Source organism: Prosthecobacter fluviatilis (genome assembly GCF_042655725.1).
Classification (GTDB): domain Bacteria; phylum Verrucomicrobiota; class Verrucomicrobiia; order Verrucomicrobiales; family Verrucomicrobiaceae; genus Prosthecobacter; species Prosthecobacter fluviatilis.
Window position 1 is genome coordinate 466542 of the sequence record NZ_JBHSMQ010000004.1, and the last position, 13518, is coordinate 480059.

The 13518-nt window shown below is 61.0% G+C and carries 11 protein-coding genes; 6 read left to right on the forward strand and 5 right to left on the reverse strand.

Translation table 11 applies throughout. From position 1 onward, the window contains the following. Positions 1 to 227: 227 nt before the first annotated feature. Positions 228 to 1238, reverse strand: coding sequence for a zinc-dependent alcohol dehydrogenase family protein (locus ACFQDI_RS13425; RefSeq protein ID WP_377167357.1), 1011 nt, complete (start codon positions 1236 to 1238; stop codon positions 228 to 230). A 720-nt stretch (positions 1239 to 1958) separates the two neighbouring features. After that, positions 1959 to 2558, reverse strand: a complete 600-nt coding sequence (locus tag ACFQDI_RS13430) for an LOG family protein (protein WP_377167360.1) — start codon at positions 2556 to 2558, stop codon at positions 1959 to 1961. Positions 2559 to 2700: 142 nt separating this feature from the next. Here ACFQDI_RS13430 and ACFQDI_RS13435 point away from each other — a divergent pair, with 142 nt between their 5' ends. Together ACFQDI_RS13435 and ACFQDI_RS13440 are read left to right on the forward strand one after the other, a co-directional pair. Further along, positions 2701 to 3630, forward strand: coding sequence for an amidohydrolase family protein (locus ACFQDI_RS13435; RefSeq protein ID WP_377167363.1), 930 nt, complete (start codon positions 2701 to 2703; stop codon positions 3628 to 3630). 393 nt (positions 3631 to 4023) lie between these two features. Beyond that, positions 4024 to 4362: a hypothetical protein gene (locus ACFQDI_RS13440; protein ID WP_377167366.1), complete on the forward strand. Its 339-nt coding sequence runs from the start codon at positions 4024 to 4026 to the stop codon at positions 4360 to 4362. Between the two features lie 302 nt (positions 4363 to 4664). Here the strand turns inward: ACFQDI_RS13440 and ACFQDI_RS13445 are convergent, their stop codons facing one another. Beyond that, positions 4665 to 5204: a response regulator gene (locus ACFQDI_RS13445; RefSeq protein ID WP_377167369.1), complete on the reverse strand. Its 540-nt coding sequence runs from the start codon at positions 5202 to 5204 to the stop codon at positions 4665 to 4667. Between the two features lie 471 nt (positions 5205 to 5675). On the opposite strand from ACFQDI_RS13445, the gene purB reads away from it, so the two are divergent. The 4 genes from purB (at position 5676) to ACFQDI_RS13465 (ending at position 10017) form a co-directional block, all read left to right on the forward strand. Next, on the forward strand, positions 5676 to 7103 hold the full coding sequence (gene purB / locus ACFQDI_RS13450; RefSeq protein WP_377167372.1) for an adenylosuccinate lyase: 1428 nt from the start codon (positions 5676 to 5678) through the stop codon (positions 7101 to 7103). A gap of 41 nt (positions 7104 to 7144) precedes the next feature. Further along, on the forward strand, positions 7145 to 7420 hold the full coding sequence (locus tag ACFQDI_RS13455; RefSeq protein WP_377167375.1) for a hypothetical protein: 276 nt from the start codon (positions 7145 to 7147) through the stop codon (positions 7418 to 7420). A 152-nt stretch (positions 7421 to 7572) separates the two neighbouring features. Next, positions 7573 to 7899: a VOC family protein gene (locus tag ACFQDI_RS13460; protein WP_377167378.1), complete on the forward strand. Its 327-nt coding sequence runs from the start codon at positions 7573 to 7575 to the stop codon at positions 7897 to 7899. A 1767-nt stretch (positions 7900 to 9666) separates the two neighbouring features. Next, complete coding sequence (locus ACFQDI_RS13465; protein WP_377167381.1) at positions 9667 to 10017, forward strand: hypothetical protein; 351 nt, start codon at positions 9667 to 9669, stop codon at positions 10015 to 10017. A gap of 436 nt (positions 10018 to 10453) precedes the next feature. Here ACFQDI_RS13465 and ACFQDI_RS13470 read toward each other — a convergent pair whose 3' ends face one another. Both ACFQDI_RS13470 and ACFQDI_RS13475 read right to left on the reverse strand, forming a co-directional pair. Beyond that, positions 10454 to 11458 (reverse strand): tetratricopeptide repeat protein, encoded by a 1005-nt coding sequence (locus ACFQDI_RS13470; RefSeq protein ID WP_377167384.1) that lies wholly within the window; start codon positions 11456 to 11458, stop codon positions 10454 to 10456. Positions 11459 to 11497: 39 nt separating this feature from the next. Then, positions 11498 to 13468 carry a DNA gyrase/topoisomerase IV subunit A gene (locus tag ACFQDI_RS13475; protein ID WP_377167784.1) on the reverse strand — a complete coding sequence of 657 codons (1971 nt, stop codon included), beginning with the start codon at positions 13466 to 13468 and terminating at the stop codon, positions 11498 to 11500. Between the last annotated feature and the right edge of the window lie 50 nt (positions 13469 to 13518).

A 13518-nucleotide genomic window follows, 5' to 3' on the forward strand; every position in this document is an offset into this window, starting at 1 on the left:
GCCCAAGCATCGGCAGGCCGTGGCGAAGAAGTTTTCGGGGGTGTTGTGGCGGTAGGCGCCGCGAGCGCGAGTCCGGACGTACGTTGGGTGTGTTTGGCGTGTAGTGACATCGCATCTTCCAGTGACCACTTCGCCAAACCGCCCGACTCTGGCGGCACCGAGTCATGCGGCGTCTTCACACGCTCACAGACGGGCGGGCTGTCGCCACACCCATCCTACGAAGACCCTCACACCCGGATCACAATCTTCCCAAAGTGCCTGCCGCTTTCGAGGCGCTGGAAGGCTGCCGGGGCGTCTTTGAACTCAAAGGTGGAGTCGATCACCGGCTGCAGTTTCACGCGCTCCATCTCCGCGAGCATTTGGGCAAACATCTCGCGTGAACCGACGTAGATGCCGTCCAGGCGGATGCCTTTGCGCAGGATCTGCACGGTCTGGATCTCGGCGCTGGTGCCGGTGAGCACGCCGATGAGGGCGATGTGGCCGCCGAAGCGCGTGGCCTTGAGGGAGCGGTTGAGCGTCTCCGCGCCACCGATCTCGATGACCTTGTCCACACCGAGGCCGCCGGTCTGCTCCAGCGCCCATTTGTCCCAGTCGGGATCGGTCTTGTAGTTGTGCACGGCATCGGCTCCCAAGGCGAGGAGGCGAGCGGCTTTGTCATCGCTGCTGGTGGTGGCCAGCACGCGGGCCCCGGCCAGCCTGGCAAACTGCAGGGCAAAGATGGAGACGCCGCCGGTGCCGAGGATGAGCACGGTTTCCCCCGCCTTCAAGCCGCCACGGCAGTGCAGGGCGTCCCAGGCGGTGACGGCGGCGCAGGGCAGGGTGGCCGCCTCTTCGGTGGAAAGGTAGTCTGGGATGCGCAGCAGGCTCTCGGCCGGGATGGCGGCCAGCTCCCGCAGCAGGCCGTCCACCGCGCCGCCAAGCGCCCGGGAGGCATGGGCCTGGCTGTACTCCCCGGCCAGCCAGCTGGGCATGAAGGGGCAGACGACGCGGTCACCGGGGCTGAACTGGGTCACGCCTGCGCCCACGGCGACCACCTCGCCGGCACCGTCTGAGCAGGGGATGCGCGGGATGGGGCCTGTCACGCCTTTGATGCCCATGACATTCATGTAGTCGCGGTAGTTCAGGCAGGTGGCGCGGATGCGCACCAGGACCTCGCCAGGACCGGGGGCGGGGTCTGGCAGGGTGACTGGCTGCAGGGAGGGGAGGCCGGTGGTGCCGGTGATCTGGTAGGCGTGCATGACGGGTGTGGTGGGTGCGGGTGAGGAGGCTAGTGACACTCAGCGTGGCAACAAGGCGGAAAAGAGAGGGCTGCGGGGGCAAGATTTCACAGGGAGGCGGGCCTCGGAAAATATTCTCAACACCGTGTGTGAACAATTTCCCTGCGAATTGTGGGAAGGCGGGACCGGGGCCAGCAGAGGTGAGTGCCGTTGTCAAAAATGAAAGTATTTATGTTTGAAAAAAAATAATTCGGCAGGCGGGGGGGTGGGGGTAGGGTGGAAGATGAGCGGGGAGAGATTTGTCGGATCAGGAATCATTCGCCGTCAGTGCCGGGCAGAGTCCTGCTGAGGGGCTGTTGCTCTTAGCTCTTTCTCGTGTTAAGGTTTTTTAAGTCGCTGAAAATCAATGTTTTGTTTGATTTTTAACAGGCTTGAAGCTGGCTTACTAGAGTTTGCTGCCTAGCTAAGAGACAGGCCTAGAGTGTGTCGAAAGTGTTTCAGAGTCATGGGGCCTGTGCTCGTTCCACGATTCATCCACAAGGGTTCCACGTTCAGGGTTTTGGAGCCAAGGCACGATAAAGTCTTGGGTGGTTTTTTTACCTTCTGGCTCGGAAGAACCCAGAAATGAGAATTCCCAATGGATTGTGAACAACCTGTCAAGAAGTGCCCGCTGCGCAGGCAAAAGCTGCGAACAATTCGGTCTTTCTCGAAGGCGGGCACCGCTGTGGCTTATTCACGGCGTCAGCGCGCTTCGGCGGCCAGTTTTTCGATCCACTTGCCCAGCTCCGGCGGGCGGAAATCCTCCATGCGGGAGAGCAGGGCCGAGGGGGAGTTTTCGACGAGGACGCAGGCGGCGTGCTCGGGCTTGAGGAAGCCGCTGCGGCTCATGTGGGAGATGAAGTCGAGCAGGCCGTCGAAGAAGCCGCCCACGTTCAGCAGGCCCACGGGTTTGTCGTGAAAGGAGAGCTGCAGCCAGGTGAGGGTCTCGAAGAGCTCATCCAGCGTGCCAAAGCCTCCCGGCAGGGCGATGAAGCCGTCGCTGAGATCGACCATGAGCTGCTTGCGCTCGTGCATGCTGCCGACGACGTGCAGGGTGGTGACGCCGCCGTGGCCGAGCTCCTTTTCCATGAGGGACTGAGGGATGACGCCGATGACCTCCCCCTGCTGAGAGAGCGCCCCGTCGGCCACCGCCCCCATCAGGCCCACATTGCCCCCGCCATAGACGAGGCCGATGCCGTGCTGCGCCAGAAATGCGCCCAGGCCATGCGCGGCGGCGCGGTGGGCGGGGTCGCTTCCAGAAGAGGAGCCACAGTAGACACAGATTCGGCGCAGGCGGGACATGGGAGGGCATGATGAACGCGGCTGGCATGCGGTGTCAACCGGGCGGGGAGGGGCAGTTCCGCCGCTGTCGCGTTTCTGCTGTCAGTGCCCTGCTGCAAAGGCTTGCGCAAAAGTGCGCTCTCTGGCTACGATATTTGAGAACATGAACACCACACGCCGCTCCTTCCTCGCCACCTCCACCGCCGCACTCACCGGCTGCAGCCTGCTCCCGGGACACAGCCGGGGGGACTGGATCGACGCGCATGTGCATGTGTGGACGCCCGACGTGCAGAAGTACCCGCTGGCCCGTGGGTTTGCCGTGAGCGACATGCAGCCGCCCAGCTTCACGCCGGAGCAGCTCTTTGCCCACTGCAGGCCGGAGGGGGTGAGGCGCATCGTGCTCATCCAGATGAGCTACTACCAGACGGACAACAGCTACATGCTGGACATGATGCGCGCGCATCCCGGGGTCTTCAGCGGCGTGGCGATCGTGGATGAGACCGCCGAAGGCGTGGCGGAGACCATGCGCGGCCTGGTGAAGCAGGGGGTGCGCGGCTTCCGCATCTACCCCGGCAAGGTGAAAAACCTCTCGGCCTGGCTTGGCTCTCCGGGCATGGCCACCCTGTGGAAGACGGCGGCGGAGCTGAAGGTGAACGTCTGCCCGCTGATCAACCCCGACACGCTGCCGCTGCTCGACAAAATGTGCGAATGGTACCCGGACACCGGCGTGGTGGTGGACCACTTTGCCCGCCTTGGCATGGCCAGCCCTGCCAAGCCGGAGGAGGTGAAGAACCTGCTGCGTCTGGCACGCCATGCCAAAACGCACGTGAAGGCCTCCGCCTTTTACGCCCTGGGTGCCAAGAAGGCACCCTACACCGACATGGGCCCGCTGGTGCGGCAGGTGCGCGATGCCTTCGGCCCCCAGCGCGTGATGTGGGCCAGCGACTGCCCCTTCCAGGTGGAGCACGGGCACAACTACCGCAACGCCATCGCCATCATCCGGGACCGCCTCGATTTCCTCACGGAGCAGGACAAGGCCTGGATGCTGCGCGGCACGGCGGAGAAGGTGTTTTTCTCGGCGGCAGCGGTGTGAGGCGGAGATCCTCCTCTTCCTCCGGTTGGGTGGGGCGGGGGCGTCAAACAAACCTAGCCGTTCAGCATGAGCGTGCAGGATCGCCGGTCGTAGGATGGGTGTGGCGACAGCCCGCCCGTCCATCAGCGTGCTGCAAACACTGCGGCGTACGAGCGTCCTCGCAGTCGGGCGGTTTGGCGAAGGATGCGTCGCAGGCAAGGATTGCTCTCGGCGCCAAACACACCCAACCTACGGCCAGGCGCTTCGCAACTCGAGAACGTGTCATTTGAACCATGAAGCTCCGCGTCTTGCTAAAACGTTCGCACCTCTTCGGCTTCTCCATGCTTCTGGGGCATCGGCCTGGCCTGCTGGGTGCAGGGTCTCAGGCAGGCACGGCCATGGTGGGGACCGTTCATGCCCCAGTTTCATCTGCCCAATGGTCGTCCGGGCACCATCACCGTGCATGTGTGCGACCCACATGGCCAGCCTGTCTTTGCCGCCGAGGTGGAGATCACAGACACTTCAGCATCGAGTTTTTCACGTACCGGCCCTGAGGGCACAGTGGAGTTCCATCCCAGTGATGAGATCAAAGGAATCGAAGTGGACGGCTTGGCAATCTTGAAGGGAAACATCTTTTGCACCCTGCATGCTTCCAAGGGGGCTGACGTGTACTACATTCAGACTGTGCGCCCGTTGCATAGGGCTGGAGACACCCCTCGGCGTGCTCTCCGGGAAGGCTTCGGTCTTTGGTAGCCAGAGCTTTTTCTTTGAGAGAATGCTTCTCTATCAGGTTTGACTCACAGCCACTTCGTCCCGCCCTGCCCGCAGAGGCTGGCATGGTGGCATCTTGATTGAACGTAAAAAAGCCCCGCCAGAGTTGCTGGCGGGGCTTTGGCAGTCTGCAGTAGCACGGGCAATCCTGCCCGTAGTGAGGGCGCTGTTTGCGGGCAGGATTGCCCGCACTACTTGGCGCTTCCATCACGCCAAACAAGAAAAGCCCCGCCAGAGTTGCTGGCAGGGCTTTGGAGTCTCGGGAGAGTGACTGGAGGCTGAAATCAGGCGAGGGCTTCGGCACCTTTGTGTCCGAGCTGCTTCACCGCGAGATTGAGCTGGTCGTACTCGATCGGCTTCTTGATCACCGTCACCGGGCCGTGGCCCAGGATGCGGCTGAGGATTTCGCTGTCAGGGTAGCCGGTGATGACCACGATGGGCAGGTCCGGGTAGAGCGCCTTGAGCTGGGAATAAACTTCGTCTCCGGGCACGTCTGGGAGCTTCAGGTCCAGGAAGACGAAGTCAAACTTCTGCTTCTTGGCCATGGTGATGGCTTCCGCACCGGTGCCGACGACGAGGCGCCCGAAACCGGCCTTCTTGAGGAACTGCTTGAAGAGCGCCTGCAGGGCGGGGTCATCGTCCACCACCATGACGGTGGGCTGGCCTGCTTCGTCTTCCTTGCGCAGCACATCGCGGTCGAGCAGGCTGCGCTTGATGCGCCAGCGGCCACCGATCTGCACTGCGGGGAGCTGGCCGCGCTGGACGAGATAATAGACGGTGGGAAGAGGGATGCGGAGGTATTCCGCCGTCTCTTTCACTGTCATGAGTTCAGGTGTAGTTAGATCGGCCATAAATTTTGGGAGTGTGTCTGGTTGCCTGTGGTTGCCTGTAAATCGAAATTGAGAAGCGCTGTCCAGTTATTAACAACATTAAGCGATAATTTCTGTCATTACAGGGGTGTAATCGGCGTTTGGCTAAATGTGTGGTTCGAGATAATTGGTAGATTTGCGAATTATTGCCACAATTGCAAACCAAAAGTGTATGGCAATTAAAAAACTTTGGAAATCCTGAAGAATTTCATACAATTGATATTAATCCAGAATGGAGAGCATCAGGCGTGTACAATAGAATCAGTCCATGGATTTGATTTTTTCCGTCATGGCAAATACGATGGTTGTTCGGATTACCGAGAATTACGTTTCCCGTAATTGAGAAGTTTCATGGTACTACTGAGGCCGGGTGAGGGTGAACACCGATTTGCCAAGTCGCCGCGCATGGCCTAGATGAACCCTCCCATGTCTGATTCCATCCCCAATGTCCTTGCCGAACGTTACGCCACAGCCTCCATGCGCGCCCTTTGGTCGCCTGAAGGAAAAGTGAGACTGGAGCGCGATTACTGGATCGCAGTTTTGAAAGGTCAGCGCGATCTTGGCATTCCCGTGCCGGACGGCGTGATCGAAGCCTATGAGAAGGTGAAGGATCAGGTGAACGTGGCCTCCATCATGGAGCGCGAGCGCGTGACGCGGCATGACGTGAAGGCACGCATCGAGGAGTTCTGCGATCTCGCGGGCCACGAGCACCTTCATAAAGGCATGACCAGCCGCGACCTGACTGAGAACGTGGAGCAGCTTCAGGTCTTCCGCTCGCTTCTTGAGATCCGGTCTAAATGCGTGGCGGCTCTCGCGGGCCTGGCACGCCGTGCCAAGGAGACGCGCGACATCCCCCTGACCGCCCGCACGCACAACGTGGCCGCGCAGGTGACCACCCTGGGCAAGCGCATCGCCATGTTTGGCGAGGAACTGCTCGTGGCTTTCGGAGATCTGCAGCATCTCATTGCCAGCTACCCGGCGCGCGGGCTGAAGGGTGCCGTGGGCACCCGGCTGGACCAGATCACTCTCTTTAATGGAGACGCTAAAAAAGCGGCGGAGCTGGAGGGCAGCATCTTGAAGCACCTGGGCATGCCGGCGGCCTTCAATGCCGTGGGTCAGGTGTATCCGCGCAGCCTGGACATGCAGGTCATCGCCTCGCTCTGCCAGCTCGCCAGCGGCCCGTCCAGCTTTGCGCGCACGCTGCGCCTCATGGCCGGGCAGGAGCTCGCCAGCGAAGGCTTCGCCAAAGGGCAGGTGGGCTCCTCCGCCATGCCGCACAAGATGAACAGCCGCTCCTGCGAGCGCATCAACGGCCTGCACGTCATCCTCAAAGGCTACCTCACCATGGCCTCCGGTCTGGCGGGGGATCAGTGGAATGAAGGGGACGTCTCCTGCTCCGTCGTCCGCCGCGTCATGCTGCCGGACGCCTTCCTCGCCATGGACGGCCTGCTGGAAACGCTGCTCACGGTGCTCAACCAGATGGAAGTCTTCGAAGCCGTGGTGGAGCAGGAGCTCATGCGCTACCTGCCTTTCCTCCTGACCACCACCGTGATGATGGAAGCCGTCAAAGCCGGGGCCGGACGCGAGACCGCCCACGAAGTGATCAAAGAGCACGCCGTGCAGGTGGCCAAGGACCTGCGCACCGGCAAAGTGCGCGAGAACGACCTCCTCGCCCGCCTCGTGGAAGACGTGCGCCTCACCCTCACCGCCGAAGACATGCAGCGCCTCGTGGATGCCGGCAAAGCCAACGCCGGAGACGCCCCCCAGCAGGTGGACGCCTTCTGCGAACACGTGGACGCCATCAAGAAAGAGTACCCGCAGGCCGCGAAGTATGAGCCGGGCGTGATTCTGTAGGCTTCCTGGTTGATTTGGCTCAAATTAAACAGCCGCACTGCATGGATGATCTTCCGGCCCAGCGTTTACTGAAGATCTGGCAGCTGCGGCTGAGCATGGCCGAACGTGGGGTGATCAATCCACCGCCGGATATCATCCCTCACGTACGTCAACTCGTGGCAGGATTGAGTGCTCTTGATCCTGAAGCACCGGTGAGGCTGGAAAGGCAAGGAGAGAGGATGAACTTCATCGCTGCAGAGACGGGGATGGTCATCGACTCCATCCCCTTGTTCATGTCTTCTTCGGACGATGATCTTTTCAATGTGCATGGATGCTAAATCCTGTCCCATCCTGTTAATCTTGTGAATCCTGTCTAAATGGGGACGCGGTGGCCTAAGGCTGCCGCTCTGGACAGGATTCACAGGATGATCTTCAGGTGGTATCATGGAAGCCAAGTTTTATGAAACCTGCCTTCCACTCCATCACTCCCATGATCCCCACTATCGGCAGCCTGGCGGAGGCGCTGAGCTTCTACGCGGACCACATGGGTTTCGCCATTCTCTGGCAGGGCGATGGCATGGCGGGCATCGAGCGCGATGGCGTTTCCCTCAACCTCGTGGAAAACGACAACCAGAACTGGGCGGACAACGCCAGCTTCAGCATCGGCGTCTCCGACCTGGATGCCCTCTACGAGGAGTATCGGGAGATCCCCGCCCGGGTCGGCCCGCTTGAAATGAAGCCCTGGGGCAGGCGCGAGTTTCACATGATCGCCCCGTCCGGCGTGTGCTTCCAGTTTTACCAGCGCGCAGCCGCCTGACCCTGCGCTGCTGCCCGAGCCGCCAGCGGAGAAACTTCCGCAAATTCAGCGGGGGGGGGATGCACTGAGGCCGACCCTCCCTGCAAGCCGGAAACTTGCACGACCTCCGGCCTCGCCACCGGTGCAGACTTCAACGATTTCAACCATTTCAACGGGGGGAGGTGTAATACCACGCACAGCTGAAAACGGGTCTCATGGGTGAAAGCCAGCATTCCATGCGGCCAGCCAGCGCTCCGGAGGAGTGGGATCGTCCCGATCCCACACGCTCACGCATCCCCCCTGCGCCGTCGCAGATCCACGAACACGCTGCAGGTGGGGGGATCAAGATGATCCCCCTCCGTCGGATCGTGCCTCCACCTTCAGACCCGTTTTCATCGCATCGTGGTATTACTCCCTGTGTCCACCAGGGCCAGACTTCAACAAATTCAACGATTTCAACGGGGGGAGGTATTACTCCCTGTGTCCACCAGGGCCAGACTTCAACAAATTCAACATTTTCAACGGGGGAGGTGTTACTCCCTGTGTCCACCGGGGCCAGACTTCAACAAATTCAACATTTTCAACGGGGGGAGGTGTTACTCCCTGTGTCCACCGGGGCCAGACTTCAACAAATTCAACAATTTCAACGGGGGGAGGTGTAACTCCCTGTGTCCACCAGGGGCAGACTTCAACGATTTCAACATTTTCAACGGGGGAAGGTGTATGCGGCACCCTACCCGGAGAAACTTCGCCAATTTCTCCGGGGGCGCACGGCTTCCCATCCCGACAAGCCGGAAGAATCAGGAAAGGGGCGAGTGGATGGAGTGACAGAAAGCGCCTGGAGGAAGGAATCTAGGCACGTGCACCAAGCTTCCCAGCGCGGCGCCTCCGGTGGGAAACCGCTGCTGCGGGTCCGTGATTGCGGGTCTGTCTCACCGCAGGCGATGAAAAAGGTGCGCCGTCCAGAGGTCGGAGCAAGGGGCGCTGCATGGCCGCACGGTAAGCGTCTCCATGACCTTTGGAAGCAGGCAGCATGTCACTCTATGGTATGAAGTGACTGAACATGAGTGCAATGGATGGCATTATTGTGCGGGACTCATCACGCTGCCGTCCAACAAGTAAAAACCCTCCTTTCATTTGCCAGACCTTTCTTCCTTGTCGCATATCAAGGCCTGACTGTGTGCGTGTGCGCATGGTGCAGCCATGTCAGGCATGTATGGCACTCAGTTATGAGCCACGATCATGGACTGGGGAAGCCGGTAAAACGGGACGCCGCTGCCGTCTCCCTGGGAGCGCCGACATTCTGTCGGCCTCTGGGCGAACGTCCCTGATGCTTCGCTCCACCCAGAAAGGGATGAGCAGCCCGTGCTTCAGGCGGGGGCTGCGCCGGTGCCGACAAAAATGTCGGAGCTCCCAGCCCTGATTCCATCGGCTCGATGGGCCCCATAAAACCCACGAGACCTGCCCCTTAAGTGAGTGCCATTCATGTCAGGCATTTCTACGCTGCGCTTATCCTGAAATGAACCAGCCAAGGCCCGCGACAAATCCAAGTGGCACGACGAGGCCTACGGACGCCTCAAGCAGGTGATCGACAGGCGCTACGTCGCATTGAAGGCAGGCGATGTGGCAAACGTCTCCAAAGACAAATCACCCAAACGTCCCTGGTGGCAATCTTGGAAATGACGTCATGTCGAACCTGCGCTGCACGGCGCTGGCTGCGCGAATCCCCGGGCGTTGAATTGACCGCCGCCTTGGAAGGCCCGCCCACTCACACCTCCCCCCGTTGAAATGGTTGAAATCGTTGAAGTCTGCTCTTGGGACGTGGCCGCAGACACACCTCCCCCCGTTGAAATCGTTGAATTTGTTGAAGTCTACCCGGAGCCGGAGGTCGTGTGGACACACCCCCCCGTTGAAATTGTTGAATTTGTTGAAGTCTACCCGGTGCCGGAGGTCGTGTGGACACACCCCCCCGTTGAAATTGTTGAATTTGTTGAAGTCTACCCGGAGCCGGAGGTCGTGTGGACACCTCCCCCCGTTGAAATTGTTGAATTTGTTGAAGTCTACCCGGTGGTGACACCGGATGTGCCACAAGCCTCCGGCTTGCCGGGAGGGGCATTTGCCCGCGTGCATCCCCCCTGAGAAAATGGCGAAATGGGTGAAGTTTCTCAGGCCGCTGCAGGCTGGAGCAGTCCCCATCCTGCGTAGCCAGGCCCGGCGTTTTTGGAGTGCGGCTGCGCAACGAGGGACGAGTGGAGCTGCCGCTTTCGAGCGTCTCGTGGCACTCGAAAGCACACCCTGCCTGCGCGTGCCAGTAGGCTCCCGCTTCCGGATGGTCTCAGATATGCGTGGGCCACCGGCCCCGGCGAAAGCGGTAGCTGCGTTCGTGCCTCACTCCGCGACCGCACTCCAAATAGGCTGCTGCGAGTGCTTCACTTCACTCGACGCTCTCCCCGCTCTTCTGTTTCTAGCCACGTGATCCCAAACGCCGCCTTCGATCTGATCGCGGCTCGACAGGCCGAGTTGTGCTGTGAGACCGCAGAGCTTTTCCGGAGTGAGCTCAAGCTCACGAGTACTCTCACTTGAGCCGGTCTAACGCTGCGCGTGTGTGCTGCGTCGAATTGTCGTCAGGGCCGAGCACGCGGGTGGCGACGGGAAGCAAACGGAGGCAGTACTCTTTGGCCTCTTTGTTTCTGTTGAGGGCGATCAGCACCTGAATGTAGCAGGCCTGGGTGCGCAGAGTCGTCTCGCCCTCGGGGCCGTAGGTGAGATCGCACAGCGGCAGCGCCTCGCGGTAGAGCGCCTCGCTTTCCTCCCATTTCTTCTGTTCGAGGAGGGCGCCTGCGAGGTGGCAGCGTGCCTTCACGGATTCCTGGTGGGTGCTGCCGAAGACGCGGACGTTGATTGGGAGGATGCTGCGGAAGACTTTTTCGGCCTCGGCATGTTTGCCGAGTTTGAGCAAGGTGGTGCCGAAGCAGCCCTGGCACATGAGCGTTTCGCGATCTTCTGCACCACAGATTCGTGTCAGGAGGGGGATGATCTGACGGTGCTGGGTTTCGGACTCCTCCACCTGATTGAGCAGCCACAGGCTGGCTGCGTAGTTTTTGCGCGCCACAAGGGTGGTCTTGTCTTCCGGGCCGAGTTCGCGCGTCAGGATGGGAATGAGGCTGCGGCTCATTTCGCAGGCTTCGGCGGTCTGGCCCTGCAGGAGAATGGCCGCCATGAGATGGGTCTGGTAGGTCAGGGTCTCCCGGTGTGTTGGGCCATAGGCCTTCGTGATGGCTGGCACGAGGGCGCGGAGCTGGGCCTCGTAGTCTTCCCTTCGGCCCTGTCTGGCGTAAACGGTCACAAGGAGCTGCCATGCCTCGATGGTTCTTTTATCTGCGCCGCCAAAGGCGGTGCCGCGCGCCTGGGTGAGCTCCCTGGCGGCGCGCTCTGCTTCATCGAGCCGACCGGCGTTACGCAACGCCTTCGCCTCGTCATAGGCTGCCTGACTGGTGTCTGCCGCCAAGGTCGTGCTTGCGCCGAAGGCCAGAACCAGCAGCCACAGGAGGAGGTGTACAGGGGCGTGGATCTGCTTCATGCCAGGAAGAATGCAGGCGTGCGGGTTGTGGGTGGGATTCTACGCGCTCTCGGCACTCTCCCCGCTCTTCGGCTCACGCACCACGCGATCCACGGCGTGCTTCGTGATGATGTTCCCCTGGGACTCGCGGCCTTTGACGGCGATGGAGTTGAAGGGGAATTTGATGGAGAGATTGCGCAGGTAGAGGGCGGGCTTGAGGTGCACGACCACGGTCTGCGCGTTGGATTCCTCCTCGGTCTCGTGGCGCATGAAGTAGAGCACGCTGGTTCCTGGGGTGCCTTTGGTGAGCACGTATTCCTTGTCGCGGGTGAAGCCGCCGATGCGGAAGCGCTTGGCCATGAGGCAGCCCTGGCGGCCGTCGCGGTAGATGAGGGTGTAAACCGCTGTGTCGTCCTTTTTGAGGAGGTTCACATAATGCGGGTTCTTGCCCACAAAGAACTTCGGCGCGGCCTTCGTCACGCTCATGGTGCCTTCCTTGGTGAAGAAGATCACGTCGTCGAGCGGCGAGCACTTGCAGATGGGCTCGCCTTCGCGCTTGAGGCTGGTGCCGGCAAAGCCGTCCTTGGCATTGAGGTAGAGCGTCTCCCCCTGGATGATGACCTCGGCGGCGGCCACGCGGTCAAAGCTGCTGATCACCGTCTTGCGCTCGCGGCCTGCGCCGTAGGTCTTCTTGAGCTCTTCAAAGTGGCGGATGGTGTACTTGGTCAGGCCTTTGAGGAATTTTTCCGCCTGCTCGATCTCCTCCTCCAGCTCGCGGATGTGCTCGTCGGCCTCGAAGCTGTTGAATTTGGAGATGCGCTTGATCTTGATCTCGGTCAGGCGCGCCACGTCGTCGTCGGTGACCGGGCGTTTGAGCACGCTCAGGTGGGGCTCCAGGCCCTTCCAGATGGCCTTCATCACGGCCTCCCAAGTTTCGGCTTCTTCGATGCGGCGGTAGATGCGGTTTTCGATGAAGATCTTTTCCAGCGAGCTGAAGTGCCACTTCTCATTGAGCTCTCCCAGCAGGATCTCCAGCTCCTGGCCGAGGATCTTCTTGGTGTTTTCCGCGCTGGCCTTGAGCAGCTCGTTGACGTTGATGAAGCGGGGCTTGTCGTCCTGAATGACGACGGCGTTGGGGGCGATGGACACCTCGCAGTCGGTGAAGGCATAGAGCGCCTGCATGGTCTGGTCCGGGTCGGTGCCGGCGGGCAGGTGCACCACGATCTCCACCTTCTCGGCGGTGTTGTCGTCCACGCGGGCGATCTTGATCTTGCCCTTGTCGTTTGCGGCCACGATGCTGTCCATCACGCCGCCGGTGGTGGTGCCGTAGGGGATCTCGGTGATCACCAGCGTGTTCTTCTTGGGGCCTTCCTCGATCTTGGCGCGCACGCGGATGCGGCCGCCGCGCAGGCCGCCGTTGTAGTCGCTGGCGTCCATGATGCCGCCTGTGGCAAAGTCGGGCTTCAGGTCCACCTCTTCGCCACGCAGTGCGGCGATGCTGGCATCGCACAGCTCAATGAAGTTGTGCGGCAGGATGCGGCAGGAAAGACCCACGGCGATGCCTTCCACGCCCTGCGCGAGCAGCAGCGGGAACTTCACCGGCAGGGTCACGGGCTCCTTGTTGCGGCCGTCGTAGGAGGCCACCCACTCGGTGACTTTGGGGCTGTAAACGACGTCCAGCGCAAACTTGGACAGGCGCGCTTCGATGTATCGCGGAGCAGCGGCGTTGTCTCCGGTGAGGGTGTTGCCCCAGTTCCCCTGCGTATCAATCAGGAGGTCCTTCTGGCCGATCTGCACCATGGCATCGCCGATGGAGGCATCGCCGTGCGGGTGGTACTTCATGGTGTTGCCGACCACGTTGGCCACCTTGTTGTAGCGGCCGTCTTCCAGCTCGTCCAGGCTGTGGAGGATGCGGCGCTGCACGGGCTTGAGGCCATCATTGATGTGCGGCACGGCGCGCTCGAGGATCACGTAGCTGGCGTAATCGAGAAACCAGTCGCCATAGAGCGTGTCCACCGGCTTGTGCTCCACCGGGGCGGCGGAGGGCAGGATGGGGGAATAGGCGTCGTCAGCGGATTTTT

Excerpts from the sequence above, each read along its gene's own strand:
- ACFQDI_RS13425 (WP_377167357.1), bottom strand. The coding sequence starts at position 1,238 with ATGCACGCCTACCAGATCACCGGCACCACCGGCCTCCCCTCCCTGCAG.
- ACFQDI_RS13430 (WP_377167360.1), bottom strand. The coding sequence starts at position 2,558 with ATGTCCCGCCTGCGCCGAATCTGTGTCTACTGTGGCTCCTCTTCTGGA.
- ACFQDI_RS13435 (WP_377167363.1), top strand. The coding sequence starts at position 2,701 with ATGAACACCACACGCCGCTCCTTCCTCGCCACCTCCACCGCCGCACTC.
- ACFQDI_RS13440 (WP_377167366.1), top strand. The coding sequence starts at position 4,024 with ATGCCCCAGTTTCATCTGCCCAATGGTCGTCCGGGCACCATCACCGTG.
- ACFQDI_RS13445 (WP_377167369.1), bottom strand. The coding sequence starts at position 5,204 with ATGACAGTGAAAGAGACGGCGGAATACCTCCGCATCCCTCTTCCCACC.
- purB (WP_377167372.1), top strand. The coding sequence starts at position 5,676 with ATGTCTGATTCCATCCCCAATGTCCTTGCCGAACGTTACGCCACAGCC.
- ACFQDI_RS13455 (WP_377167375.1), top strand. The coding sequence starts at position 7,145 with ATGGATGATCTTCCGGCCCAGCGTTTACTGAAGATCTGGCAGCTGCGG.
- ACFQDI_RS13460 (WP_377167378.1), top strand. The coding sequence starts at position 7,573 with ATGATCCCCACTATCGGCAGCCTGGCGGAGGCGCTGAGCTTCTACGCG.
- ACFQDI_RS13465 (WP_377167381.1), top strand. The coding sequence starts at position 9,667 with ATGGTTGAAATCGTTGAAGTCTGCTCTTGGGACGTGGCCGCAGACACA.
- ACFQDI_RS13470 (WP_377167384.1), bottom strand. The coding sequence starts at position 11,458 with ATGAAGCAGATCCACGCCCCTGTACACCTCCTCCTGTGGCTGCTGGTT.